At 62.5% G+C, this 26,139-nt stretch carries 23 protein-coding genes; 10 read left to right on the top strand and 13 right to left on the bottom strand.

Annotation, left to right across the window (positions count from 1 at the left end):
* Positions 1–155 precede the first annotated feature (155 nt).
* Both IB264_RS23255 and IB264_RS23250 read right to left on the bottom strand, forming a co-directional pair.
* The gene (locus IB264_RS23255; RefSeq protein ID WP_371412300.1) at positions 156–554 is read right to left on the bottom strand and encodes a cytochrome c family protein; all 399 of its coding nucleotides are present in this window, start codon (positions 552–554) and stop codon (positions 156–158) included.
* A 158-nt stretch (positions 555–712) separates the two neighbouring features.
* The gene (locus IB264_RS23250) at positions 713–1,306 is read right to left on the bottom strand and encodes a thymidine kinase (RefSeq protein WP_025427986.1); all 594 of its coding nucleotides are present in this window, start codon (positions 1,304–1,306) and stop codon (positions 713–715) included.
* Positions 1,307–1,576: 270 nt separating this feature from the next.
* Here IB264_RS23250 and IB264_RS23245 point away from each other — a divergent pair, with 270 nt between their 5' ends.
* The 6 genes from IB264_RS23245 (at position 1,577) to IB264_RS23220 (ending at position 7,148) form a co-directional block, all read left to right on the top strand.
* The gene (locus tag IB264_RS23245; RefSeq protein WP_025427987.1) at positions 1,577–2,533 is read left to right on the top strand and encodes a choline ABC transporter substrate-binding protein; all 957 of its coding nucleotides are present in this window, start codon (positions 1,577–1,579) and stop codon (positions 2,531–2,533) included.
* An 81-nt stretch (positions 2,534–2,614) separates the two neighbouring features.
* Entirely contained in the window at positions 2,615–3,460 is an 846-nt protein-coding gene (gene choW, locus IB264_RS23240; RefSeq protein ID WP_025427988.1) for a choline ABC transporter permease subunit, read from the top strand.
* The gene (gene choV / locus IB264_RS23235) at positions 3,457–4,506 is read left to right on the top strand and encodes a choline ABC transporter ATP-binding protein (protein ID WP_025427989.1); all 1,050 of its coding nucleotides are present in this window, start codon (positions 3,457–3,459) and stop codon (positions 4,504–4,506) included. The genes choW and choV overlap by 4 nt, the downstream gene beginning before the upstream one ends.
* 90 nt (positions 4,507–4,596) lie before the next feature.
* A complete protein-coding gene (locus IB264_RS23230; protein ID WP_192434227.1) occupies positions 4,597–5,340 on the top strand; it encodes a HugZ family protein in 744 nt (247 codons plus the stop codon).
* Between the two features lie 119 nt (positions 5,341–5,459).
* Complete coding sequence (locus tag IB264_RS23225) at positions 5,460–5,804, top strand: helix-turn-helix transcriptional regulator (protein ID WP_025427991.1); 345 nt, start codon at positions 5,460–5,462, stop codon at positions 5,802–5,804.
* A 297-nt stretch (positions 5,805–6,101) separates the two neighbouring features.
* Positions 6,102–7,148 (top strand): Gfo/Idh/MocA family protein, encoded by a 1,047-nt coding sequence (locus IB264_RS23220; protein ID WP_025427992.1) that lies wholly within the window; start codon positions 6,102–6,104, stop codon positions 7,146–7,148.
* On the opposite strand, the gene IB264_RS23215 is transcribed toward IB264_RS23220, so the two are convergent.
* Both IB264_RS23215 and IB264_RS23210 read right to left on the bottom strand, forming a co-directional pair.
* Positions 7,143–8,279 (bottom strand): Gfo/Idh/MocA family protein, encoded by a 1,137-nt coding sequence (locus tag IB264_RS23215; RefSeq protein WP_025427993.1) that lies wholly within the window; start codon positions 8,277–8,279, stop codon positions 7,143–7,145. The two genes, IB264_RS23220 and IB264_RS23215, sit on opposite strands and share 6 nt — an antisense overlap.
* Positions 8,280–8,291: 12 nt before the next feature.
* Positions 8,292–10,550, bottom strand: coding sequence for a glycoside hydrolase family 9 protein (locus IB264_RS23210; RefSeq protein ID WP_239637558.1), 2,259 nt, complete (start codon positions 10,548–10,550; stop codon positions 8,292–8,294).
* Positions 10,551–10,899: 349 nt separating this feature from the next.
* On the opposite strand from IB264_RS23210, the gene IB264_RS23205 reads away from it, so the two are divergent.
* Positions 10,900–12,228, top strand: a complete 1,329-nt coding sequence (locus tag IB264_RS23205) for an aspartate aminotransferase family protein (protein ID WP_025427995.1) — start codon at positions 10,900–10,902, stop codon at positions 12,226–12,228.
* Between the two features lie 89 nt (positions 12,229–12,317).
* Positions 12,318–14,015: an adenine deaminase gene (ade, locus tag IB264_RS23200; protein ID WP_025427996.1), complete on the top strand. Its 1,698-nt coding sequence runs from the start codon at positions 12,318–12,320 to the stop codon at positions 14,013–14,015.
* A gap of 12 nt (positions 14,016–14,027) precedes the next feature.
* On the opposite strand, the gene aac(6') is transcribed toward ade, so the two are convergent.
* Together aac(6') and IB264_RS23190 are read right to left on the bottom strand one after the other, a co-directional pair.
* Complete coding sequence (gene aac(6'), locus IB264_RS23195; protein ID WP_025427997.1) at positions 14,028–14,489, bottom strand: aminoglycoside 6'-N-acetyltransferase; 462 nt, start codon at positions 14,487–14,489, stop codon at positions 14,028–14,030.
* Positions 14,489–16,126: an alpha-glucosidase family protein gene (locus IB264_RS23190; RefSeq protein ID WP_025427998.1), complete on the bottom strand. Its 1,638-nt coding sequence runs from the start codon at positions 16,124–16,126 to the stop codon at positions 14,489–14,491. The genes aac(6') and IB264_RS23190 overlap by 1 nt, the downstream gene beginning before the upstream one ends.
* Positions 16,127–16,305: 179 nt before the next feature.
* Here IB264_RS23190 and IB264_RS23185 point away from each other — a divergent pair, with 179 nt between their 5' ends.
* Positions 16,306–17,220, top strand: a complete 915-nt coding sequence (locus IB264_RS23185; protein ID WP_025427999.1) for a sugar kinase — start codon at positions 16,306–16,308, stop codon at positions 17,218–17,220.
* A gap of 109 nt (positions 17,221–17,329) precedes the next feature.
* Here the strand turns inward: IB264_RS23185 and der are convergent, their stop codons facing one another.
* The 3 genes from der to IB264_RS23170 form a co-directional block, all read right to left on the bottom strand.
* On the bottom strand, positions 17,330–18,760 hold the full coding sequence (gene der, locus IB264_RS23180; protein WP_025428000.1) for a ribosome biogenesis GTPase Der: 1,431 nt from the start codon (positions 18,758–18,760) through the stop codon (positions 17,330–17,332).
* Positions 18,761–18,877: 117 nt separating this feature from the next.
* On the bottom strand, positions 18,878–19,546 hold the full coding sequence (locus IB264_RS23175) for a tetratricopeptide repeat protein (RefSeq protein ID WP_025428001.1): 669 nt from the start codon (positions 19,544–19,546) through the stop codon (positions 18,878–18,880).
* Positions 19,547–19,639: 93 nt separating this feature from the next.
* Positions 19,640–20,227, bottom strand: a complete 588-nt coding sequence (locus IB264_RS23170) for an NnrU family protein (RefSeq protein WP_025428002.1) — start codon at positions 20,225–20,227, stop codon at positions 19,640–19,642.
* Between the two features lie 132 nt (positions 20,228–20,359).
* On the opposite strand from IB264_RS23170, the gene IB264_RS23165 reads away from it, so the two are divergent.
* Positions 20,360–21,379, top strand: coding sequence for a polysaccharide deacetylase (locus IB264_RS23165; protein ID WP_025428003.1), 1,020 nt, complete (start codon positions 20,360–20,362; stop codon positions 21,377–21,379).
* A 21-nt stretch (positions 21,380–21,400) separates the two neighbouring features.
* On the opposite strand, the gene sbmA is transcribed toward IB264_RS23165, so the two are convergent.
* From sbmA to IB264_RS23145, 4 genes are all read right to left on the bottom strand, one after another.
* A complete protein-coding gene (gene sbmA / locus IB264_RS23160) occupies positions 21,401–22,660 on the bottom strand; it encodes a peptide antibiotic transporter SbmA (RefSeq protein WP_025428004.1) in 1,260 nt (419 codons plus the stop codon).
* A 152-nt stretch (positions 22,661–22,812) separates the two neighbouring features.
* Positions 22,813–24,012 carry an MFS transporter gene (locus IB264_RS23155; protein ID WP_164474910.1) on the bottom strand — a complete coding sequence of 400 codons (1,200 nt, stop codon included), beginning with the start codon at positions 24,010–24,012 and terminating at the stop codon, positions 22,813–22,815.
* A gap of 82 nt (positions 24,013–24,094) precedes the next feature.
* Complete coding sequence (gene map / locus IB264_RS23150; RefSeq protein WP_025428006.1) at positions 24,095–24,847, bottom strand: type I methionyl aminopeptidase; 753 nt, start codon at positions 24,845–24,847, stop codon at positions 24,095–24,097.
* An 87-nt stretch (positions 24,848–24,934) separates the two neighbouring features.
* Entirely contained in the window at positions 24,935–25,993 is a 1,059-nt protein-coding gene (locus IB264_RS23145) for an LLM class flavin-dependent oxidoreductase (protein ID WP_025428007.1), read from the bottom strand.
* Positions 25,994–26,139: the final 146 nt, after the last annotated feature.

The following is a 26,139-nucleotide window of genomic DNA, read 5'->3' as shown; positions in this document are numbered from 1 at the left end:
TGGATCGGTTGAGGCAACAGATGCCATCCGGGCCAAATTGTTCAGCCTTCGATTGCAGGTATATAAAGGGTGTTTATCGAAAGAGAACAAGCCTCGCCGGCCGGCTTTTTTGGTCAGCCGTCCCGTCGAAGTGATTGAGATATCGAAGGCATTGCCTATTTGGCCGCGGATGGGTCCTTGAGATAGGCGATGACGTCGGCAATGTCCTGCGGCTTCTTCAGCCCGGCAAAGCTCATCTTGGTGCCGCCGACCATCGCCTTGGGGCTGAGGAGATATTCGCTCATCGTCGCTTCGTCCCAGACATGCCCCTCGGATCCGAAGGCCTTCATCGCTTCCGAATAGCTGTAGCTGGAGACCGAGGCGGCCGGACGGCCGATCACGCCCATCAGGCTCGGCCCCACCCTATTGTTGGGCTCGGTCGCCGTGTGGCAGGCGCCGCATTTACGGAAGACTGATGCCCCCGCCTTGGCGTCACCGCCAGCATGGCCGGGCGTCGCTCCGAGACAGAGACAGAGCAGAAGATAGGGAAGCAGACGCGGCATCGCGAACCTCATCGGGGAAAACCGGGATCAGCATGGCATCCAGAATGCGTGGCTTTCAAGACGCCATGCAGTCGCACCGCGATGCCGCGCGTCCGATAGAACGAGCGAAGGATGCTGTAGCACTGCAAACTCGCGGCATAACGCCCTGAATCGAATCCGGTTTATCGGCTTCAGGCGGGGTCGCAGCGCATCTTGTCTTCCCAATGGCGCCGGCAATAGGAGACATATTTCTCGTTGCCGCCGACCTCGACCTGGGCGCCTTCGCGAACGACGTTGCCCTGCCCGTCGAGACGGACGACCATGGTCGCCTTGCGGCCGCAGTCGCAGATCGTGCGCACTTCGCGCAGCTCGTCGGCAATGGCCAGCAGCGCCATCGAGCCCGGAAAAAGCTTGCCTTGGAAATCGGTGCGCAACCCGTAGGCCATGACGGGAACGCCGATGCGGTCGGCGACCCGCGCCAGCTGCCAGACCTGCTCCTCGTCGAGAAACTGCGCTTCGTCGACGAAGACGCAGGCAATCTGGCCCGCACCATCGGTGTTGAGCTTTTCGATCAACGCGTAGAGATCGTCGCCACCGTGGAACGGAATGGCATCCGCATCGAGGCCGATGCGTGACGAAATGCGCCCGGTGCCGGCACGGTCGTCGAACGCTGCGATCAGCATGACGACGCGCATGCCGCGTTCCTGGTAGTTGTAGGATGCCTGCAGCAGCAATGTGCTCTTGCCCGCATTCATCGTCGCATAGCTGAAATAGAGTTTGGCCATATCCTGCCGTTCCCGGAAATCGTCTTGCCGGTTCATGACGAGGCTTGGGCCCGAAGGCCAGAGCCCGTTTGCGCGACCCACAGTTTTTCGCCCAACTTGACCATTTCGTGGGCATTGCGACATTCTGCGTCGCAGCGTGCATCCCGTCCGCGTATTGACGCAATACACTTCCTTCGACATCAAAGCGCTTGAATTCGCTATCCAATGGTGTTTGGCTAAAGCTCCAATGTGTTTGGCTAAAACAATAATAGAGGCAGGGGAACGACAACGATGAACAAAGCACTCTCTCTCAAATTCATGCTCGCGGGCGCCGTTTCGGTGGCTGCCCTTGTTGCCGGAAACGCCGCGGCAGCCGAGCCTGAAAACTGTGGCACCGTCCGGTTCTCCGACGTCGGATGGACCGATATCACCGCCACCACCGCTACGGTTTCCGCTGTCCTCAAGGGCCTGGGCTACGAGACGGATATCAAGGTTCTCTCCGTTCCGGTCACCTACACCTCGCTCAAAAACAAGGACATCGACATCTTCCTCGGCAACTGGATGCCGACCCAGGAAAACGACGTGCGCCCCTATCTCGACGACAAGTCGGTCGAATCCTTCGGACCGAACCTCGAAGGCGCGAAATACACGCTGGCGACCAACGCCAAGGGTGCCGAACTCGGCATCAAGGACTTCAAGGACATCGCCACCAAGAAGGACGCGCTCGAGGGCAAGATCTACGGCATCGAGCCGGGCAATGACGGCAACCGCCTGATCATCGACATGGTCGACAAGGACACCTTCGGGCTCAAGGGTTTCGAAGTTGTCGAATCCTCCGAACAGGGCATGCTGGCTCAGGTCGCCCGCTCCGAGAAGGATGGCGCGCCGATCGTGTTCCTCGGCTGGGAACCGCATCCGATGAACGCCAATTTCAAGCTCACCTATCTCTCCGGCGGCGACGACATCTTCGGCGCCAATTTCGGCGGCGCCAGCGTCTTTACCAATGTGCGCGCCGGCTACACCACCGAATGCCCTAATGTCGGCAAGCTGCTCACGAACCTCAAGTTCTCGCTGCAGATGGAAAACGAGATCATGGGCAAGATCCTGAATGACGGCAAGGAGCCGGACGCTGCCGCAACGGAATGGCTGAAGGCCAACCCGACGGCGATCGACCCATGGCTTGCCGGCGTCACGACCAAGGATGGCGGCGAAGGTCTCGCCGCTGTCAAGACCGCGCTCGGGCTCTGACCGGCAGCAAGGCGGGGGAAGTCCCCGCCTTTTTTCACCGCATCGCGCGATAGTGTTGATCTGACGAGACGGATTCACCCTGTGGAATTTCTGACAGAATACCGCATTCCCATTGGCGGCTGGGCCAAGGCGTTCGTCGACTGGCTGACGACGAACTTCGAGTTGTTCTTCGACCAGCTCGCTCGCTTCCTGTCCGGCGTCGTCGGCGTTCTGCTTTATATCTTGCAGACGCCGCACCCGCTGATCGTCGTTGCGGTTATCACCGCACTCGCCTGGTGGTTCCGCCGTTCGCTCGGCGTGACACTGTTCACCGGCCTCGGATTGCTGCTGATCATCAATCAGGGCTACTGGAAGGAAACGACGGAAACGCTGGCGCTGGTGCTGGCGGCCAGCGTCGTCAGCATGGCCGTCGGCGTTCCGCTCGGCATTGCCGCCGCGCGCCGGGCCTGGGTCTACTCCGTCATGCGGCCGATCCTCGACCTGATGCAGACGATCCCGACCTTCGTCTATCTGATCCCCGCGCTCATTCTCTTCGGTCTCGGCATGGTGCCGGGCCTGATCGCAACGGTGATCTTCGCCATTCCCGCACCGATCCGCCTCACCCGTCTCGGCATCATCTCGACGCCGCCCTCGCTGGTGGAGGCGGCACAGGCCTTCGGCGCGACACCCGGCCAGGTGCTGCGCAAGGTCGAGCTTCCCTTCGCCATGCCGCAGATCATGGCGGGCCTTACCCAGACGATCATGCTCTCCCTGTCGATGGTGGTCATCGCCGCACTCGTCGGCGCCAACGGCCTTGGCGTTCCCGTGCTTCGCGCACTGAACTCGGTGAACGTCGCCAAGGGTTTCGAGGCTGGTCTCTGCATCGTCATCCTCGCCATCATCCTCGACCGCCTGTTCCGCTCGTCCGACGAAGGAGAGGGTGCATGACCGACGCCGTCGTTTTCAAGAATGTCGACATCATCTTCGGCAACAATCCGCAGACCGCGCTCCAGATGGTTGACCAGGGCAAGACCCGTGACGAAATCGGCGCCGCAACCGGCCTGGTGCTGGGTGTCGCCGGTGCGTCGCTCGCGATCAACGAGGGTGAAATCCTCGTGTTGATGGGGCTGTCAGGCTCTGGCAAGTCGACGCTGCTCCGCGCCGTCAACGGCCTTGCGCCCGTCGTTCGCGGCGAGGTCGAGGTCAAGACCGCAAACGGGCCGCTCAACCCCTATCGCACCACACCAAAGTCGCTGCGCGACTTCCGCATGCACACTGTGTCGATGGTGTTCCAGCAGTTCGCGCTCTTGCCCTGGCGCACCGTCGCCGACAATGTCGGCTTCGGCCTAGAGCTTGCCGGCATGCCCGACGCGGAACGCAAGGCCCGCGTCGGCGAGCAGCTAGAGCTCGTCAACCTGACGAAGTGGGCCGACCGCAAGGTCAACGAGCTTTCAGGCGGCATGCAACAGCGTGTCGGTCTTGCCCGCGCCTTTGCAACCGGCGCGCCGATCCTCCTGATGGATGAACCGTTCTCGGCCCTCGACCCGCTGATCCGCACCCGGCTTCAGGACGAACTGCTCGAATTCCAGCGCCGCCTGAAGAAGACAATCGTCTTCGTCAGCCATGACCTCGACGAGGCGTTCCGCATCGGCAACCGCATCGCCATCATGGAAGGTGGCCGCATCATCCAGTGCGGAACCCCGCAGGACATCGTCAGAAACCCGGCGAACCAGTATGTCGCCGATTTCGTCCAGCACATGAACCCGATCAGCATGCTGACGGCAAAGGACGTGATGCAGACCGGCATCCAACGCGGAGCGGCCGTGGCCGGCGTGACGGCGACCGCCAAGCCGACGACGCCGCTCGTCGATATCCTCGACGCCATGTCCCGACAGCCGGGCAGCGTCGGCGTCGTCGACAACGGCTCCGTCGTCGGCACGATCAACGCGCAAAACATCGTTGAAGGCCTGACGCGACACCGCAACAAAAGTTGACGAAAACGCACAAGAAGCCAATAAAAGCCCGGCACCAGTTCCGGGCTTTTTCGTCTGGAACCGCGCTTGAATTTCTGGAAGGACCGACGAATGACCGACAAACCGAACGTATTGCGCGAAACCGATGACGAGGCGCGCAAGCTTGCGCACACGCTTCTGCGCGGCGCACGCAGCGGCTCGCTTGCGGCGATCGAACCGGAGAGCGGTGGGTTTCCTTTCGTCAGTCGCGTTCTCGTCGGCATGGATGTCGACGGCGTGCCATTGATCCTGATTTCCAAGCTGTCGACCCATGCCAAGGCACTGCTTGCCGACACGCGCGCCTCGCTGCTGACGGGCGACCCCGGCAAGGGCGATCCCCTCGCCCATCCACGGCTGACGGTTCAGTGCGAGGCCGAAGCGATCTCGCGTGATTCGGATGCCCATGCCCGCATCCGCGAACGATTCGTTCGCCGCCATCCGAAATCGAAGCTCTATGTCGATTTTCCGGATTTCGGTTTCTTCCGCCTGAACCCGTTACGCGCCAGCCTTAACGGTGGTTTCGGCCGCGCCTATGTGCTGACCGCGCAGGATCTGGTGATCGAATCACCCGCCACCGCATCGCTCGCCGCCATGGAAGCAGGCGCTATCGAGCATATGAACGCCGATCATGCCGAAGCGGTCAGATTTTACGCTGAAAAACTTTGCAACGGCCCGGAGGGTGACTGGAAAGTGGTCGGTATCGACGCTGCCGGCCTGGATCTGGCCCTTGGCGACCAACTGAAGCGGCTCGAGTTCCCCGCGCCAATGCGGGACAGCTCGGAGTTACGGCCACTTTTGCGCGAACTTTACGGTTAATCGCTCGCCAGATACCCCCATTTCTTGCAGTAGGTGGTTGCCCTTTTATGCATCACGACTAATTATCGTCCTTCGTCAACCATAACTACGTGTGATGTAATTTTCGCATGGAGCACGCAATGCAGCCACTTTCGCCTGAAAAACACGATGAAGCTGAGATAGCAGCTGGCTTCCTCTCGGCCATGGCAAATCCTAAGCGCCTTCTCATCCTCGATTCCCTTGTCAAGGAAGAGATGGCTGTCGGCGCATTGGCCAATAAGGTGGGCTTGAGCCAGTCCGCCCTGTCCCAGCACCTGTCCAAACTGAGAGCCCAGAATCTGGTCAGCACTCGCCGTGACGCTCAGACGATCTACTATTCCAGCTCGTCCGACGCGGTCATGAGAATTCTGGGTACGCTCTCCGATATCTACGGCGTCGAAGCAAATGCCGTGACAGAAAAGACTTTGGTCCGCCGCTCGGCCTGACCTACTCAGTCCGTAACAGGGATCATGCCCTGAAGTAGCCCCACACGAGAAATCGCGCGGGGCTTACTCTTTTCTGGAAGATCGGCAGACGGGGCAAGCCATTGCCCGGCCGAAGTGCCTCGTTGCCCAGGTAACATCGACCGTCAATGTTGCCAGGGGCTTGCCTGCGATGTTTACGCGGCCTTGAGGTTTCGGGGTCAGGATGCGCCCGGACATTACAGCGCCGCGCCTCAAATATGACGCGCAAAGGACGCTGTAGCATTTTGAACCTACTGCCGGGACATCGGGTTTCACGCAATGCAAGACAAGGTCCGTTGGGGCATCGCTGGTACCGGCGCGATCGCGAACAGCTTCGCGTCCGATATCCAGTTTACCGGCAATGCTGAGCTGGCCGCTGTCTATTCCCGGAGCAAGGAGAAGGCCAACGCCTTCGCCGCCCGTTTCGGCGGCATCGCCAGCCATTCCAGCATCGATGCCTTTGCCGCCGATCCAGGTATCGATGCCGTCTATGTCGCCTCGCCAAACGCCGTGCACCTGGAGCACGCGATCGTCTTCCTGTCGGCGAACAAAACTGTGCTGGTCGAAAAGCCGCTGGCAACGTCGTTCGACGATGCGCGCTCACTCGCAGCCTTGGCTGCAGCCAAAAACCTTTTCGCCATGGAAGGCATGTGGACCTGCTTCCTGCCAGCGATCGCCAAAGTCCGGACCCTGCTCGGCGCAGAGGCTCTCGGCCGCATCCGGCATGTCATAGCCGAGCTTGCCTATGAAAAACCATTCGATCCCACCAGCCGCTTCTTCGACGCAAGGCTCGGCGGCGGATCGCTGCTCGACCTCGGCATTTATCCACTGTCCCTGTGCCTCAACCTGTTCGGACAACCACGGGCGGTCGACGGACGCTGGCAAAGCGCGCCCACCGGCGTCGATCTTTCGGCCGAAATGCGGCTTTCCTACACCGGCTTCCAGGCCCATCTTTCCTGCGGCTTCGACCGCGACGGCGACAATCGGTTCATCATCGACGGCGATCGCGGCACCCTCGTCATCGACGCGCCGTTTCTGAAGGCGAGCCGACTGTTTCTTGGCGACAACGGTCTTGTCCGCAAAGTCATCGCACCTCGGGGCCAGGGCCCGTGGGCAAAGATGCTGACGCGCATTGCCAGGCGCGTCTCCTTGCCCGGCCTTCAACGCTTCGATCTGCCGTTCCCGGGCAACGGACTGCAATTCGAGATCGAGGCGGCAAGTGCGGCGATCCTGGAGGGCTGGCACGAGCACATCCTGATGCCGACATCGCGCAGCATCCAGGCGATCGAAATCATCGAGACGATCCGTGCTTTACCGCCGTCATAGATCGAGCGGGCGATAGCCCTGACGACCGCTGTTGAGCGCAAGCACGATCTCGGTCAGATGGCGCGCGGTCGCGCCGGAGAAGTACGGCGTTTCCCCACGAGCGATCGCCTCGGCCTGGGCGGCAATCCCGCCAACGAAATCGATCTTCGAGGGATAGGCGGGCAATTGCGACGCCACGACCCGGGCAGGATAGCGTACCTTCCGGCCGGCATAGAGCCGGAGCGGCAGCTTGCGGCCGACCTTCCACTCGACCCAGTCGAGGATACGGTGTTGCAGCGGGCGCTTCGCCCCGAAGGCCTCCAGATGTATGGGCGAGCGGTTGTCCCAGAGATCGCGCACGACGATGGTGCCCTTGTCGCCGATGATGGTCAGCGAGCGGTCGCGCGGAGCCGCAAGCCCGCAGGTCACACGAGCCGTCACGCCGGAGCGGAAGGAAAGGCAACCGACCGAAAAATCCGGGCCAAGGCTTAAGTTTTCCGTGCCCGGCCCCTTGTCCGGGAAGGTCAGGGCGGAAATGGCGCTGACTTCGGCAACCGGTCCGAACAGCGAAACGAGCCAGCTTGCGGCATAACCTGCATGTTCGAGTGTGCAGCCGACTTCGAACTCATGCACGCCGGGCCAGCGGGCGCCGGAACGGCTGCGCCACTCGCGCCAGTTGGCTTGGAACACCGGACCATCTTCCATTTCCGCATAGACGAGGCGTGGCGTGCCGATGGCGCCGCTCGCAAGAAGCGAGGTGCAGAGCGCGTGCGCTTCGCTGAGCGCATTGGCCGGCGCACCGGCAAGCACCATCCCCCGCACTCGCGCCAGATCCACCAGCTCGCTGGCCTGCTCGACATCCATGGCCAGCGGCTTTTCGCAATAGACATGCTTGCCGGCCAGAAGTGCTGCGCGATTTACCATGTAGTGGCTTTCCGGCGTCGTCAGATTGACGACGATCGTGACCGCGGGATCCGCCAGCGCCGCGTCCAGTGAAGCGTAGCGGTTGACCTTCCAGTAGCCGGCAAACGCCGCCAGGCGGGCTTCATCGCGATCCCAGACGCCGGCGAGGCGCAGTTGCGGATGGTTGGCAAGCGTCGTCATGTAGTAGTCGGCAACGAAGCCGGTTCCGACAAAGGCTATCCCGGTCATTGCTGCAGCCCCCTAGCGTGCGTCGGCAAGGAACGACGCGACATAGACGAGCGGCGCATTCCAGTTGATGGTGATCTCATTGGAGCCATAAGCCTCGATATCGTCGGCATAGCAGGTCTGCGGCGCACAGCCCTGCAGCCGCTGCTTGGCGATCGCATCCACCGGCGTCGAATTCGGCCCGCCGGCAAGCGAGCCAACCGGCGGATTGGGCAGGGTCGGGTCCACCTGGTGCGCGTACCAGCGGCTGTGCTGGTTCTCGGGCGAGCGCGCGCCATAACCTGTAATGTAGGACATCGCCATGGCATTGCGGCCGAGAATGTAATCCATGCTTTCGCGCGCGGCATTGAGGAAGGCCTTGTCGCCCGAAAGGTCGAAGGCCGTCGACAGGACGATGATGTTTTGCAGGATCAATTGGTTCGATCCCCAGTCGTACTGGTGGTTCGCCGGGCGGTAGATCTGCCCGAACGGTTCCGCTGCCTGCAGCGACAGGAATGTCCGCGCGGCCGTCAGAACCGAACTTCGCACCATGTCGAGTTCGGCCTTGGGCAGGGCTACGCCGTAGAGCGCCAGCTGCAGCCGGGCGAAACCGGCAACATTGCGCCAGTGGAACGCGCCGGTCGACGGCAGCACATCGCCGGACCAGTGCGGAGAAGCGCGCAGCGCATCGAGGTACGTCGCCTCTCCGGTTGTCAGGAACAGTTCTGCCGCGGCCCAATAGAGTTCGTCCGACGCGTCGTCGTCATCGTAATCGCCGCCGCCCGAATTGCCGTCGGATTTCGGCGCGAGCAGGACCGGATTGGCATTGGCCGCCACCCATGCCTTGCGCGCTGCCGAAAGCAGCGTTGCGGCAAAGGTCGGGTTGTCCTTCGCGAACAGCCGCGAGGCCTGCGCGGCAACGGCCGCCACATCGAAGGTCGCCGCCGTCGAGGGCCGGTGCAGCGCCCGCGGTTTCGGATCCTCGCTTGGCAGCATCGGCGGCGACGACCACTCTGTGTCATGGATCTTGTGGTGCACCATCCCGGCAAGCGGCTCACCGTCCGGCACCATCATTGCAAGCAGGAACTGCAGCTCCCATCGCGCCTCGTCGAGCAGATCGGGAATGCCGTTGCCGCTTTCGGGAATGTGCGAAAGCCGATCGCCGAGGACGGGCGAGGCAGCACCGCCAAAGACACGGCCGCGCTCGAATGTCGCCAGCAGCTGCGCGACCGAGACCGCACCGTTGACCGCGTATTTGCCGTGATCGCCGGCATCGTACCAGCCGCCGGAAACGTCGAGACGATAGGAGCAGGACCAGTCGCCATAGAGCGCCTTGGCCTCGTCGCCAGTCAAGCAGCCGACTGATTGGTCGCCCTCGTTCGGCGCGACGCCGATATGCCCAGCCGGCCTGGCATAGGCCTTGCCGGCGATATCGCCGCGGATCTGGATACCGCTGCGCTGCGGGTAGAACCAGGAGAGCGCGTCTACGCGCAGGCGGCCATAGAGATCGTCAGAGATCGAAAAGCGATCGCTAGTCCAGTCACCGGAGACCAGTCGGTACCCGTTGCCGGGAACGGCATAGGCGGAAAAGTCCGCCACGTGCGTCCTGACGCCGGCGGACGGATCAAACCCGCTCGGTCGCGTTGTCCCCTCGCCGACGACGGCATCGCCTGCATCGATCAGTTGGAAGGAAATGGCGCGGCGCGCATCGGAGATCACCGTTGCCCGCTTTGGACCATCGGTGAAATAGCCGAGCTGGTTCACCCGAATGGCCGGCCCCTGGTTCGCTCGGCTGGCCGCACCAGCAGAGGCCTCGATCTCCACCAAGGACAAGTCATCGATGCAGAAGCGCCAGGATTTTTCAGCGCCGCCGAGCGGGAAAATCAGTTGGGCCTCATCCTCTTCGGAGGCCATGAAATCTGCCGAAAACGGCGCACGCTCCGGCGCGCCTGCGATGCTGAACTCGCTCTGCACCGTCCAGGGCTCGGCGCCACGCTGGATGCGGGCGGACACGGCACGGGCAGGATCAGCCGCGGTCGACAGCGAGAGCCTGTAGTGAAGGCCGGGCTCGAGTTTCAACCCGTTGACACCAATGAGCCTGTCCCAGGTGTCACCGCCCGCCGAAACGTCGGCACAAAGCTGCCTTCCGCTCCGGGTCAGAGCCACGCCTTCCCCGGCCCAAAAAGTGTCCCGGCCTTGCTCGAAGCGTCCGTCGACGATCAGGTCGGCGGCCGCGGCCATGCCTGGCAGAAAGAGGACGGCAATGGCCGCCGGCGCTATCCCCAACCTCGACACTGTCTCGCCACTCCGCATCTTTCGCCACCGGACCGCACCGTCGGGGGACGGCGGGAAACACTGCCATGGATCCGGCGATACACGGCGCGGTAGCGTTGACGCAAACAGGTTAAACTTGAGAAAACGTCTGAGCCGATAACGGAAATTCCCACTCTTGGGACGCCTCGGATAGGCGGGCATTTGCCACCAGCGGAATATACCGCACTCGAATTCCGGGGCGCGCCCTGAGCGATAACGCGCCGGCGCTCCAGACTTGACCCGAACCGGCGCCCTGATAGTTTGACCAAAGGGTAAAAGAATCCAAGCGGGCGCGATCGCCCGACACGGGACCATGCCGAGGAGAACTGGAATGTCGAACCGCCTCAACACCACGCCGAACGACCTGCGCGCCTTCTGGATGCCGTTCACTGCCAACCGGCAGTTCAAGAAGGAACCGCGCCTCTTCGTCGGCGCGAAGGACATGCACTATACGACGCATGACGGTCGCACGGTCCTCGACGGCACGGCGGGTCTCTGGTGCGTCAATGCCGGCCATTGTCGCCCGAAGATCACCGAGGCGATCCGCGAACAGGCAGGCGAACTCGACTATGCGCCGGCCTTCCAGCTCGGACATCCAAAAGCCTTCGAACTGGCGAACCGCCTGGTCGATATCGCGCCTGAGGGCATGAACCACGTTCTCTACACCAATTCCGGCTCTGAATCGGTCGAGACCGCGCTGAAAGTGGCGCTCGCCTATCACCGTGCCAAGGGCGACGGCTCGCGCTTCCGCCTGATCGGCCGCGAGCGCGGCTATCACGGCGTCAATTTCGGCGGCATCTCGGTCGGCGGCATCGTCTCCAACCGCAAGATGTTCGGCACGCTCCTGACCGGCGTCGACCACATGCCGCACACGCACCTGCCGGCCCAGAACGCCTTTACCCGTGGCGAGCCCGAGCATGGCGGAGATCTGGCGACCGAGCTTGAGCGCATCGTCACCCTGCACGATGCCTCGACGATCGCTGCCGTCATCGTCGAGCCGGTTGCAGGTTCGACCGGCGTGCTGATCCCGCCGAAGGGCTATCTCAAGAAGCTGCGCGATATCTGCACCAAGCACGGCATCCTGCTGATCTTTGATGAGGTCATCACCGGCTTCGGCCGCCTCGGCACGCCGTTCGCCGCGCAGTATTTCGACGTGACGCCGGATATCATCACCACCGCGAAGGGGCTGACCAACGGCGTGATCCCGATGGGCGCGGTGTTCGTGACCTCGGAAATCCATGACGCCTTCATGAACGGCCCGGAACACCTGATCGAGTTTTTCCACGGCTACACTTATTCCGGCAACCCGATCGCCTCGGCTGCAGCGCTTGGCACCCTCGACACCTACAAGGAAGAGGGCCTGTTGACACGCGCCGCCGAGCTTGCCTCCTATTGGGAAGACGGCCTACATTCCCTCAAGGATTGCCCTAATGTCATCGACATCCGCAATGTCGGCCTGATCGGCGCGATCGAACTGCAGCCGATCGCCGGCGAACCGACCAAGCGCGCCTTCAATGCCTTCCTGAAGGCCTACGAAAAGGGCCTTTTGATCCGCACCACCGGCGACATCATCGCGCTGTCGCCGCCGCTGATCATCTCCAAGGCAGAGATCGACGAGCTGTTCGACAAGCTTCGCGACGTTCTCGTCAACAATATCTGATTGCGTCGTCCATCTGCGAATAGGGCCCTTTCCCCGGCAACGGGGAGAGGGTTAATCTTATCTACGGGTCTGAAGTGAGGGGTGCAGAGATGTCTAGGGCTTTGGAACGAATGATCGACCAGGGCGTCGGCCGCGAGCCGGCCGACATCGTGCTCAAGGGCGGGCGCTTCTTCGATCTGGTGACGGGTGAACTGATCGCCTCCGATATCGCCATATCGGCCGGCCGCATCGTTGGCACCTATGGCGATTATGAGGGACGCGAGGAGATCGATATCTCCGGCCGCATCGTCGTTCCCGGCTTCATCGATACGCATCTGCACATCGAATCCTCGCTCGTCACCCCGCATGAGTTCGATCGCTGCGTGCTGCCGCTCGGCATCACCACAGTTATCTGCGACCCACACGAGATCGCCAACGTGCTCGGCACCGAGGGCATCCAGTTCTTTCTCGATTCCGCTCTCGAAACCATCATGGATATCCGCGTGCAACTGTCGTCCTGCGTGCCGGCGACGCATCTGGAGACCGCGGGCGCCGACCTGCCGATCGAAAGATTGCTGCCCTTCCGGGATCATCCGAAGGTGATCGGCCTTGCCGAGTTCATGAATTTCCCCGGCGTCATCCACAAGGATCCGGTATGCCTCGCCAAGCTCGAGGCGTTCCAGGGTGGGCACATCGACGGGCACGCGCCGCTGCTGCGCGGCAAGGACCTCAACGGCTATCTCTCGGCCGGCATCCGCACGGAACATGAGTGCACCACCGCGGACGAGGCGATGGAGAAGATCCGCAAGGGCATGCATATCCTGGTGCGCGAAGGTTCCGTCTCCAAGGACCTGCACGCGCTGATGCCAATCATTACCGAGCGGCTTTCGCCCTATCTGGCGCTCTGCACCGACGATCGCAATCCGCTCGATATCGCCGAGCAGGGCCACCTCGACCACATGATCCGCACCGCGATCGCCGCCGGCGTCGAGCCGCTGGCGATCTATCGCGCCGCCTCGATCTCGGCCGCGCGCGCCTTCGGCCTTCGCGACCGCGGCCTTGTGGCCCCCGGCTGGCGCGCCGACCTCGTCGTCGTCGACAGTCTCGAAAGCTGCCGGGCGCAGATGGTCTTTTCCGGCGGCCGCCGCGTCACCGACGCACTGTTTGCCACCCGCAAGCCGGTCGCCCCCGTCGGCCTCGACAGCGTCAAGGCCGGCCATGTCAATGCCAGCGACTTCGGCGTGCCCTACTCCGACAGCGAGACATCCGTCATCGGCGTCCTGCCGGGCAAGATCATCACCGAGCACCGCCGCTACCGGCTGCCCGCGGATGGCAACGAGACCGGCGTCGACCTCGGTCGCGACATCATCAAGGTGGCGGTGATCGAGCGCCACGGCGTCAACGGCAACCACGCCAACGGCTTCGTACAGGGGTTTGGCCTGAAGAAGGGCGCGATCGCCTCGACGGTCGGCCATGACAGCCACAACATCTGCGTCGTCGGCGTCAACGTCGAGGACATGGCGACCGCCGCCAATCGCCTTGGCGAGATCAAGGGCGGCTTCGTCGTCGTCGAGGATGGCAAGCTCACCGGCGAGATCGCGCTTCCGGTCGCGGGCCTGATGAGCCTGGAACCGCACGAATCCGTGCGCGACACCCTGCACCATCTGCGCCAGGCGGCATTTGCGCTGGGCGCCACGCTGGAAGAGCCATTCCTGCAACTTGCCTTCCTGCCGCTACCGGTAATCCCGCACCTGAAGATATCAGACCGCGGCCTCGTCGACGTCGACAAGTTCATGCTGATCGGCTGAAGCGCGGCTCGCTCAGTTATCCGCGGCGACCGACAGCTCTTTGCGGAAATAGACGACGCGTTCGGTTTCCTCGAAGCCGAGCGCCATATGCAGGCCATGGCTTTCCAGATTGTCGATATCGGTGTCGGATGCAAGCTCGCGGCAGCCGCGACTGATCGCCCAGCGTTCCGCCGCGGTAATCAGCGCCCGCGCAACGACATGGCGGCGATAGCCCGGAAGCACATAGATGCCTTCGAGGAAGGCAACAGGCGATGTCTCGCAGCCGTTGACGTAGTCGGTGCGTAGCGACACTTCGGCGAAGCCTACCGCGACACCGGCATCGTCCTCGCAAAGAAACGCGGCCTGTCGCTCGGCTGCAGCCAGACTGCTATCGATCTCGTCGCGGTGCACGGCGGCCGGCGTGTCGGACCAGAGCGCAAGCCGCATCTCCAGCCAGCGGCCGACCATCTCCCCGTCCATTAGCAACACACGCATCAGAGCTTCCCGCAATAGGCACTCAGAGCATCGAGTTTCAGCACGCCGCCGGCGACCCGCACCGATTGACCCGGCAACGGCACGCCTTCCATCGCCGCGTCGGAAACGAGAAATTCCTGCGGCACGCGCGTCAGGTTGAAGACGAAGAGCAGCCGCTCGCCATCCTTCTCGCGGATGAATGCCAGCAGGTCGCGGTTGCTCTCGATGAACGACATGTCACCATCGTGCAGGGCCGCATGCGACCGGCGAAAAGCCAGCATGGCGCGATAATGGTTGAGCACCGTGCCAGCGCCAGCCTCCTGCGTATCGACCGCCAGGCGGGCCTGCTCTGTCGGCACCGGCAGCCACGGTTTTCCGACGGAGAACCCGGCATGCCTGGCGGCCGCCTCCCACACCATCGGCGTGCGGCAGCCATCCCTCCCCTTGAACGACGGCCAGAAGCGGATGCCATAGGGATCGCGTAAATCCTCGAAGGCAAGATCCGCTTCCGTCAAACCCAACTCTTCGCCCTGGTAGAGGCAGATCGAGCCACGCAAGGTCGCCAGAAGCGTGATTGCCAGCTTTGCGACCACTTCCCGTTCCGCATCGCTTCGCGCAAAGCGGCTGACATGGCGCATGACGTCGTGGTTGGAAAAAGCCCAGCACACCCAGCCGTCGGTGACAGCCTTCTGGAAATTGTCGACGCAGCGGCGGATATGACCTGCAGTGAAATCCGGGCCGAGCAGATCGAAGGTATAACACATGTGCAGCTTGTCGCCGCCGCTGGTATAGGCGGCCACGGTCTTCAACGATCGCGCGCCGTCCCCCACTTCGCCGACCGTCGTTCGGCCGCCATAACCATCGAGCAAGGCCCGGAACCGCTGGAGAAAGGCGACGTTTTCCGGTTGGCTCTTGTCGTAGAGGTGATCCTGCATGCCGTAGGGATTGACGTCGGGCGCATCATTGCTCGTCGCATCCGGATCCGGCACCAGCGGCGGATTGTCCCTGAGATGGCGGTCGTGGAAATAGAAGTTCACGGTATCGAGCCGGAAACCGTCGACGCCACGGTCGAGCCAGAAGCGCGCTGCATCCAGCACTGCATCCTGAACATCAGAATTGTGGAAATTGAGGTCCGGCTGCGAGGCAAGGAAGTTGTGCATGTAATATTGCTTGCGCACCCCGTCCCACTCCCAGGCCGGTCCGCCGAAGATCGAAAGCCAGTTGTTGGGCGCGGTGCCATCAGGCTTCGGATCGGCCCAGACATACCAGTCTGCCTTCGGATTCTCGCGGCTGGTCCGGCTTTCGACGAACCAGGGATGGCGGTCGGATGAATGCGAAATCACCTGATCGATGATCACCCTGAGGCCGAGGCGGTGCGCCTCCGCCAGCATCGCGTCGAAATCGGCAAGCGTGCCGAACATCGGGTCGACGTCGCAATAATCCGAGACGTCGTAGCCCATGTCGGCTTGCGGCGAGGTGAAGAAGGGCGACAGCCAGATGGCGTCGACGCCGAGCGAGGCGATGTGGCCGAGCCGCCGCGTGACGCCCTTCAAGTCGCCGATGCCATCATCATCGGTATCCTGAAACGAGCGCGGATAGACCTGATAGATCACAGCGCCGCGCCACCAATCGTCACCCGAAACCTGCTGAGACGCCATGCCCTGCCCCCGTGAAACCGATCTGTGCGCCAAGATGTAACCGCGCCCGGCGCGGGAGTAAACGCCGGAGGGCAGCCAAGTCATCGCTCAAATCTCAAGCGCCCTAAAAACAACTCTTGCCGAGACCGGTCTTGAACCTTATCCCGTCAGCACGGCAAAAACCAAAGGGAGAGAAGACGTTGGCGGGAACGATGCTTTCGATCGGGGAGTGCATGGTCGAACTGATGCAGGCCGAGGGCGGCCTGTTGCGCAAAAGCTATGCCGGCGACACCTTCAACGCCGCCTATTATGCACACCTGTTCCTGCCGATCGACTGGTCCGTCGCCTATTGCTCTGCCGTCGGCACCGACACGGTTTCCGACGAAATGCTCGCCTTCATGGCCGAGAAGGGCATCGACACGGCGGCCGTCCGCAAAATCAAGGGTCGCACGCCGGGCCTCTACATGATCCATCTGAAGGACGGCGAGCGTAGCTTCTCCTATTGGCGCTCGGCTTCAGCAGCGAGACTTCTCGCCGATGACCCAGAGCATCTGCGCCGCGCCATCGAGGGCGCCGATCTCATCCTGTTTTCCGGCATTACCCTTGCGATCCTGGCGCCCGAGGCGGTGGAAACGCTGCTTGCCGAACTGCGCCGCGCCAAGGCCGCGGGTAAACGCGTCGTCTTCGACCCCAATATCCGTCCTCGCCTTTGGGACGACGCCGAGCGCATGCGCCAGACACTGACGGATGGCGCCCGTGCCGCCAGCCTGGTGATGCCGAGCTTCGACGACGAGGTCACGCATTTCGGTGACGGCTCGATCAAGGCGACGATCGAGCGCTACAAGGCGCTGGGTGTCGCCGACGTGGTCGTCAAGGACGGGGAAAAGGGTGTGACGCTGGCGTTCGAGGGATCAGAAGCAAGCCACGTCCCGGCAACGCCGGTCGAGCGCGTGGTCGACACCACCAGCGCCGGCGACAGCTTCAACGGTGCCTTCCTCTCGCGTCTCGTCACGGGCGACACGCCGAGTGAATCTGCAGCCTTTGCCGCCCGCATCGCTGCCGGCGTCATCGGCCATCACGGCGCGCTGGTCGACAAGAACAAGCTCGTCGACTGAGGCATCGCCGCAGCCGACCGCCGCTTGCGGATTTTGGGCATGATAGCATCCCTTGCGCGTCAAAATCGACGCGAGGGGCTGCAAAGACACAGACGCTGCCGCCGATGGCTCAGCGCTTCTTGCGCTTATTCTCGAAGGGATTTTCCGACGCGCGATAGTGGATGCGGATCGGCACGCCCGGCAGGTCGAAATCGTTGCGCAAGCCATTGATCAAGTAGCGGGTATAGGATTCCGGCAGCGCGTCGGGCCGCGTGCACGAGATCATGAAGCCCGGCGGGCGGGCCTTCACCTGCGTCATGTATTTCAGCTTCAGGCGGCGGCCGGAGACAGCCGGTGGCGGATGCTGCACCTGCTGGGAATCGAGCCAGCGGTTGAGACGCGCCGTCGAGATACGGCGGTTCCAGGTCTTGTCGGTGTCGATGATCGCCTGCATCAGGCGGTCGAGGCCGTAGCCGGTATGGCCGGAGATCGGTATGGCGCGAATGCCGCGCGCCTGCGGCAACAGCCGCTCGGTCTTTTCGCGAAGATCGGCAAGCACGGCCTGCCAGTCCTCGACCAGATCCCATTTGTTGAAGGCAAGCACGGCGGCCCGGCCTTCGCGAATGATGAGATCGACGATCTGCAGGTCCTGCTTTTCGAACGGAATGGTCGCGTCGAAGACGATGACCACCGTTTCGGCAAAGCGGATGGCGCGCAGCGCATCGGCGACCGAAAGCTTCTCCAGCTTCTCCTGCACCCTGGCCTTGCGACGCATGCCCGCGGTGTCGAACATCTTGATGGTGCGGCCGCGCCAGTCCCATTCGACCGAAATCGAATCACGGGTGATGCCGGCTTCCGGCCCGGTCAAAAGCCGGTCTTCACCGAGGAAGCGGTTGATCAGTGTCGACTTGCCGGCATTCGGCCGGCCGACGATCGCCACGCGCAGCGGCTTGGTCTCGTCATAGGCAGGCTCGGCCTCGTCGTCCTCTTCCGCCGCTTCGCCGGTGGTCGGGCGCAGGTCGATATCGGTCTCGGCAACGTCGTCTTCCTGAGGATAGGCACGGTCTTCGCCGATCGCAGCGACGATCGCGTCGCGCAGATCGAGCATGCCCTGGCCATGTTCGGCCGAGATCGGGCAAGGATCGCCAAGACCGAGCGTGAAGGCGTCATAGAAGCCGCCGTCGGAACCGCGGGCCTCGGACTTGTTGGCGACGAGCACGACCGGCTTGCCGCGCCGACGCAGCATCTCGGCAAGTGTGTTGTCGGCCGGCGTCAGGCCCCCTTTGGCGTCGACCACGAACAGCGACAGGTCGGCCTCGTCGATCGCGGCTTCGGTCTGCGCCCACATGCGGCCCTGAAGGCTGTCGGGTGCGGACTGTTCCAGGCCGGCGGTATCGATGATGCGGAAGCGCAAGTCGATGAGCTTGGCATCGCCCGGACGGCGGTCACGGGTGACACCCGGCGTATCGTCGACGAGCGCCAGCTTCTTGCCAACCAGACGATTGAACAAGGTGGACTTGCCGACATTGGGGCGCCCGATGATGGCGACGGTGAAACTCATGAACGTATCCGTTTCCGTCCTGAAGCGCTGCACGTCGTCAAGACATACAGCGCTCCAACACTTTGAAAATCAACATATCCTTTCCAAAGGCCGGTGCCGGCCTTCAGGGATATGCGCTTAGGCTTTGCCGCTCGCGGCAATCACGTCGAGCAGCATCTGCGCCCGGCCTGCAACATTGCGCGGGCTCTGGGGATCATCGACGATCTGTTGGAACCAGCTCTTCGCCTTGGCGGTATCGCCGGCCTTGTAGGCAGCAAGGCCAAGCGCCTCACGGGCCGAGTGGCGCATATTGTTCTGCGGCACGGCCAGTTGTTCGACTTCGGCCGAAACCTGGTCATAGGTGCCGGTATCGACCAGCAGATAGGCGGCGCGCAGGCGGGCGGCGTCGCGAAGCGCCTCAGGCAGGCCGGTGTCTTTGCCGATCTCCGAGAACGCCTTGATGGCGGCATCGGTCTCGCCCTTCTCGGCCTGCAGCGTCGCCGCACGAAGGCGAGCCAGCACCGGATAGGCGCCATAGCCGTCCTTCTGCAAGTTGTTGAGGGCGGCCAGCGCCTCGTCGGCCTTGTTTTCCTTGGCGAGGTTCAGCGCCTGGAGGAACTCGTCGCCGGACTTCGACGACGCGTTGTCACGCCAGTAGTCGTAGCCGACCTTGCCGATGGTTCCGAGAACGATGAGCACGGCAATCGCCACGATGACGCTGCCGAAACGGGCCCAGATGTTCTTCATCTGGTCCGAACGCAGTTCTTCATTCACCTCGCGGATAAAGCTGTCGTCTTGGTTCGCCATCGATTGCCCCGGCCTCTCGGCCTTCCCTGCACGCTATTAGGATTTTGCGCCTTCTACCCGATTTTGCGGCTGTTGTAAGGGGGCGCGCGTTATTTAGCCGACAACCATAGGCGAAACACCGATCACCAGTTCGTGCAACTTCCACACAATCACGCCATAAAGGGCCGCACCAAGCACGATGGCGATGAGGTCGTAGCGATAGGAAACGAACGCCGGATAGGTGATTTCGCCGGCGCGCCAGCGCTTTTTCATCGAAATGCGCAGGATCACCGCCCAGACGAGGAAGGTGCCGAAGAGCAGCACCGACGACGCCTCGCCATTGGCAAGCAGGTGGGCAAGTGCCCAGATCTTGATTGCGAGGATCGCCGGATGTTTTGTGGCCGCGCGGATCTTGCCCGGGGGCAGATAGGCGGCCACAAGACAGATGCTGGCGATCAGCATCAGGGTCAGCGCGATGTGTGCAAGAAAGACCGGGGGCGTATAGAGCATGCCGGTGGTGGCGCGCGCCTGATCGAAGCCATAGGCAATCAGACCGAGGCCAACAAGCGCACAGATACCGTGGATCGCATGCCAGGCGCCGGTGCCGCTGCTCGATATCACCGATGCGCGCAGGCCGGGTGCAAAGCTGCGAACGAGATGGATGCCCAAGAAGATCACGATACCCAATATCAGTAGCGCCATGTCGTCACCCGTCCTTCATTATTGTTCTGTCGGCTATCGACATAGCCGGAGTGCACAGAAATTTCCAGACAGATCAAAGGATTGCCGCATTCCTGGATAAAGGGACGGCATACGCAAATCGTCGCAGATATCATGATCCGAACATTTATTGCCCTTTCCCTCGCCCTTTGCCCTGCCCTCGTCGCGGCTGCCGAACCCACGCCCGATATGGCCGCACCGACCGTTCCTGCCAAGGACAAGCAGCTCGTCATCGTGTCTTTCGATGGGGCGCATGACAACGCGCTGTGGGAGAAAAGCCTGGCGATGGCCAAGCGCACCAATGCGCATTTCACCTATTTCCTCTCCTGCACGTTCCTGATGACGCGCGCCGACGGCAAGCAGAGCTACAGACCGCCGGGGCTGAAACCGGGTCGTTCCAATGTCGGCTTTGCCCAGAGCCGAGAGGAAATCGCGGCCCGCGCCGGTCACATCTGGCAGGCCCATCTCGACGGTCACGACATTGCCAGCCACGCCTGCGGCCATTTCGACGGCAAGGGCTGGACGAAGGCCGATTGGCAAAGCGAATTCTCGACATTCGACATCGCCCTGCGCGATGCCTGGAAGAAGGCCGACAGGCCGGATGCCGAGCCGCAAGGCTGGGCGGAATTTGCCCGCACCGGCATCAAGGGTTTCCGTGCGCCCTACCTGTCGCTGAGCGACGGCCTGCTGCCAGCCCTGAAGGCATCGGTCTTTACCTATGACGCGAGCCTGGTGACCAAGGGGCCGGGCTGGCCGATGGAGAAGGACGGTCTGCCGCGCTTCGGCCTGCCGCTGATCCCGGAAGGGCCGTCCAAGCGGCCGGTGATCGGCATGGACTACAATCTGTTCGTGCGCCATTCCATGGGTATCGAAAACAAGAAGGACAGCGCCACCTTCGAAGCGCGCACCTACGAGGCCTACAGACAAGCCTTCGACAAGGAATATGCCGGCAACCGCATCCCGCTGCAGCTCGGCTTCCATTTCGTCGAGATGAATGGCGGCGCCTACTGGCGCGCGCTCGACCGGCTGCTGACCGAGGTCTGCAGCAAGCCTGATGTCGCCTGCGTCAGCTACGCCCAGGCGCTGCCGATGATCGAGCAGGCAAAAAAGAAGGCGGATCGCTCCGCCTTCTGATTGGTCCTCTCCTGGCCCAGCTTAGGCCAGTTCTTCCTCGCCACCAACCGCGATGAACTTCTGCTCGATTTCCGGCAGGGGCTCATCGTCGATTGCCGCTTCGAAGGCGCGCAGACGCTTGTAGATCGAAAGCAGTTCGACAATCGTCGGCCAGGATGAAACCAGGTACTGAAACGACGACGTCACCTGCCCGAAGGCACCCGAGATCTGGTTCAACGCGCCGAGTGTGATCTTGCCGGCGATGATCGACGGCGCCAGGATCAGCAACGAGAAGATGCCGTTGATCTGCAAATAGAAAATGCGGGCGATGTTGAAGTAGAGATAGTGGAAATAGAGCCGGAAATAGTTCCGGCGAACGTTTTCGAAGAGATCGGCGACCGTCGGCGGCTGAGCGCGATCGGCGTGGTCCTCACCATAGACCAGTTCCTTGCGGTAGGCCGCTTCCACACGCTGGTTGCGGAACTCGAGGCCCGGCAGCTTAATGCCGACGAGCGCCAGGAACACCGTGCCGAACAGCGACCAAAGCACAGCGGCCGTAACCAGCGGATAGGGAATGTCACCGACGATCGGCAGTTCGGTGACATTGGCCGAAAGCCGGATCAATACCGGCGTAAACGCAATCAGCGTCATCACGCTGTCGATCAGGCTGACGCCGAGGCCCTCCACCGTCGTGGAGAAGCGCATTGTGTCTTCCTGGACACGCTGCGAAGCACCTTCGATACGACGCAGCTTGCCCCAGTGGGCCATGTAGTACTCGTTCATCGCCGTGCGCCAGCGGAAGATATAGTGGCTGACGAAGAAGCGGGTCATGACCGCGACAGCGACAGCGACCAAGGCGATACCGAGGAAGACGGCGATTTCTCCGTAGAACTCTGCCGCGGTCACCACCTTCGTCTTCGAGACGATCGCCTGAATCAGATCCCAGAACGGCCCGTACCAATTGTTGATCGCGACGCTCACCTGCACCTGGAAATAGGTGACGAAAAGAATGAGGGCTGAGCCGAGGATCGACCAGTTCTGCCAGGGATGTGGCGAATAGACATACCAGAATGCTGCGAACAGCCCGACGACCAGCCCGAAGTAGAGATAGAACCAGAGGAAGGCGGGCGACCAGAAGGCAGAAATCCCGGTGATCGGCGGCGCATCCGAGGGCAAGGGCGGCATTCCGAAGACTGCACCCAACTGCTCGCCTTCACCATACCAAAAGGCGATGGCGACAAGCGACCAGACGACAAAGGAAATGAAAAAGAGCTTCGGCTTCGGGAAGAAAGATAGGAACAAAGTACGGCACTCTCGTTTCGGGGGAGGAGAACAACTCGCCTCTCGAAGCGCCGAAACTAGGGCAAAGCACCTTTTTCAACAATCAGGTAATATGAACGTTACCGTTATTTCATCATGTGTTACGGCAAGCGGCGCAACCTTCCCGCCGCCGCTCAGCGCGGCAGCGCCGCTGCGATCCGCCTGAGTTCGGCAACGATCACCCCGCCGCAGACGAACAGCACCGCGGCCGCGATCAAGGTCGGCGCTGCAAAGCTGCCGGTGCGCTGGGCCAACCAGCCGGCAACCACCGGACCGATGATCTGGCCGATACCGAAGGCCGCCGTCATCAGCGCCAGTGCCTTGCGCGGACTTTCCGGCGCCAGATGCCGGCCGATCTGCAGGCCGTAGGCGGTGATCATCATGAAGGTGGCGCCCAGCATCAGGCCACCGGCAAGCGGCGCATAGGGCAGCGGCAGGCTGACGGTGAGCACAAGGCCGACAGCCTCGGCCAGAAGACCGATCGCGTAAACACCGGCAAGCCCGAAGCGCGGCACGGCGAAGCGCCAGAGATAGACCGACAGCGCTGCACTTAGGCCCGTCAACAGCCAGGCAAGGAACTCGATGCTGTGGCCGCCGCTCGCGTCGCGGGCCATGGCCACCAGGAACGTGGCCGTGATCACGTAACCGAAGCCGAACAACCCATAGGTCAGCGTCACCACCGTCAGGGGGCGGGTCCAGGTCAGCGGCTTTTCACGTGCGGCGCCGTTGCCGGAGACGGGACCGGCCGGCAGCATCAGAGCGACGACGACCGTGCCGACAAGCGCGACAAGAGCGCCGGTGAACCAGTCGGCTTGCGACGCTGAAAGCCCGGCGGCGCCAGCGAGAGGTGCCAACCAGACGCAGAGCGAGGAGAAGGCGATGCCGAGCCCGACGCCGCCGAAATGCATGGCCGGCACATGTTCAGACCGCGCCAACAGCCCGTGACCAAGGACGATGCCGGAGATGAAGATCATCGAAAACGCGCTGGCAAGGCCGGCGAGAAAGCGGATGAGACTGAGCACCAAGACCGAGGACGTCAGGCCCATCGCCGCCAGCAGCAGTGTGGTTGCCGCGAGCGAAGCAAGCCCGATCCTTCGCTCCTGCCCATGCGCCCAGCCGTAAGCGCCAAGCACGGCGCCGGCGAGATAGCCGACGAAATTGGCCGAGGCGATGAGGCCGGCATCCGCCGGCGATAGGCCGAGGTCCGTCATCATCGCCGGCAGGATCGGCGTGTAGGAGAAGCGGCCGAAGCCCATGGCGACCGCCATGGCAATGGCGCCGGCGGTAGCGGTGGAGGCGAGGCTTGCGTGATGTGGTCTGTCGATCGTGGTCATAAGCAGTTTTATTGCACTGCAAAACGAACACCACAAATCACTATAATTGAATGTCCTATTGAAGGAATCGAACGATGGCCCGTCAGCCGGGCAGCGTCACCACCAACGGACCGCCGCGCGTGACGACGACCGTGTGCTCATATTGCACGGTCGGTGCCCGCGGTTCGCTGTAGAGCGTCCAGTCGTCCTTGTCGCCGCTCTCGGCCCAGTCCGCGCCCATCGAGAGGAACGGCTCGACGGTAAAGACCATACCGTCGGTCATGCGCCGCCGCTCGCTCGGATCCGGCCAGGTCGCGATCTCCTTCGGCTCCTCGTGCAGCGAGCGGCCGATGCCGTGGCTGGCAAGGTTGGTGACCAGCGAATAGCGGTTCTTGCGGGCGAAATCGCCGATCGCATTGCCGATCGCTGCAAGCGACTGGTCCGGACGCACTTGCTTGAGGCCGACCCACATCGCCCGCTTGCCGTCACGGCAGAGGCGGTCGATGGCTGCCGAGACCGGCGGCACCGGAAAGGAAGCGCCGGTGTCGGCGAAGATGCCGTCTTTCTCAGCCGAAACGTCGATATTGACGAGATCGCCGGCGCGGATGATGCGGCTGCCGGGGATGCCGTGGGCGATTTCCTCGTTGACGCTGATGCAGGTGGCGCCCGGAAACTGGTAGCAGAGTTCCGGCGCAGAGCGCGCACCTGCCTCTTCCAGCACCTTGCGGCCGATGGCATCCAGTTCCGCCGTGGTGATGCCCGGCTCGAGCGCTTCGCCCATAGCCTGCAGCGCATTGGCGCAGATGCGGCCGATTTCCTTCAGCCGCAGCAGATCTTCTTCGTTGTTGAGGGTCATCCGTGTCTCGCTTTCGTGCCCACATGTAACCGGTCGGTGCCGGATTTTCCAGCGCCGACAAGCGAGACATGAACGGCCTGTGGCGGCTCAGGCCGAAACGGTCTGTCCGGCCCCCTGCTCGGCAAGCGCCTTGCGCACCAGCGGCGCGACCTTGGTGCCGTAGAGTTCGATGCCGCGCATGATCTGGGCATGCGGCATCGGGCCGATCGCCATCTGCAGCAGGAAGCGGTCGTTGCGGAAGAGCTTCCAGTTCTCGACGATCTTCTCCGCCACGGTTTCGGGGTCGCCGAGGAAGAGATTGCCGGCAGGGCTGCGCGCCTGGTCGAAATGCGCCCGGTTCGTCGGCCCCCAGCCGCGCTCCCGGCCGATGCGGTTCATCACCTCGGCCTGCGGGCGATAAAACTGGTCAGCGGCAAGATCGGTCGTATCGGCGATGAAGCCATGGACATTGATGCTGGTCTTCAGCTTTGCCGGATCCTGGCCGGCACGACGGGCGGCCTCGCGATAAAGATCGAACAGCGGAGCGAACCGGCGCGGCTCTCCGCCGATGATCGCAAGTGCCACCGGCAGCCCGAGGGCACCGGCACGGGCAACCGACTGCGGCGTGCCGCCGACGGCGATCCACAGCGGCAGCACCTCCTGCAGCGGACGCGGATAGACGCCGCGATCGCTGATCGCAGGGCGCATCTCGCCCGCCCAGGAGACCTTTTCCGCTTCGCGCAGCGCCATCAACAGGTCGAGCTTTTCGGCAAAGAGCTGGTCGTAATCGTCGAGCGACTGACCGAAGAGCGGGAAGGACTCGATGAACGAGCCGCGCCCGGCCATGATTTCGGCCCGGCCGTTGGAGAGAAGGTCGAGCGTGGAAAACTGCTGGAACACGCGCACCGGGTCGTCCGAGCTCAGCACCGTCACGGCACTCGTCAGCCTTATGGTCTTCGTCCTCGCGGCGGCTGCCGCAAGGATGACGGCTGGTGCCGAGGCTGCATAATCAGGGCGGTGATGTTCGCCAAGGCCAAAGACATCGAGGCCGACCTGATCTGCCAGTTCGATCTCTTCCAGCAAATTGGCAAGCCGACGCTGGCCTTCCCGGCCCTTGTCGGCAGCGTTCGGATCGACATCCGCAAATGTGTAAAGCCCGAGTTCCATGATGCCCATCCTATCGTTGTTCTACCGACAGATAGTTGGCCCCGGCGAAAGCAGCAAATGCGCGTCCGGGAAACACTGTGTTTCCCGGATGATGCCAAACGGCGCTTGGATCAAGCCAAGGGTCCGGGGCGAGAGCGTTTCCGGTT

The sequence above is a fragment of the Ensifer sp. ENS11 genome, from assembly GCF_014851895.1.
Taxonomy (GTDB): domain Bacteria; phylum Pseudomonadota; class Alphaproteobacteria; order Rhizobiales; family Rhizobiaceae; genus Ensifer; species Ensifer canadensis.
Note: the sequence above shows the minus strand (reverse complement) of the source record. Positions and strands in the feature narration are given on the sequence as shown.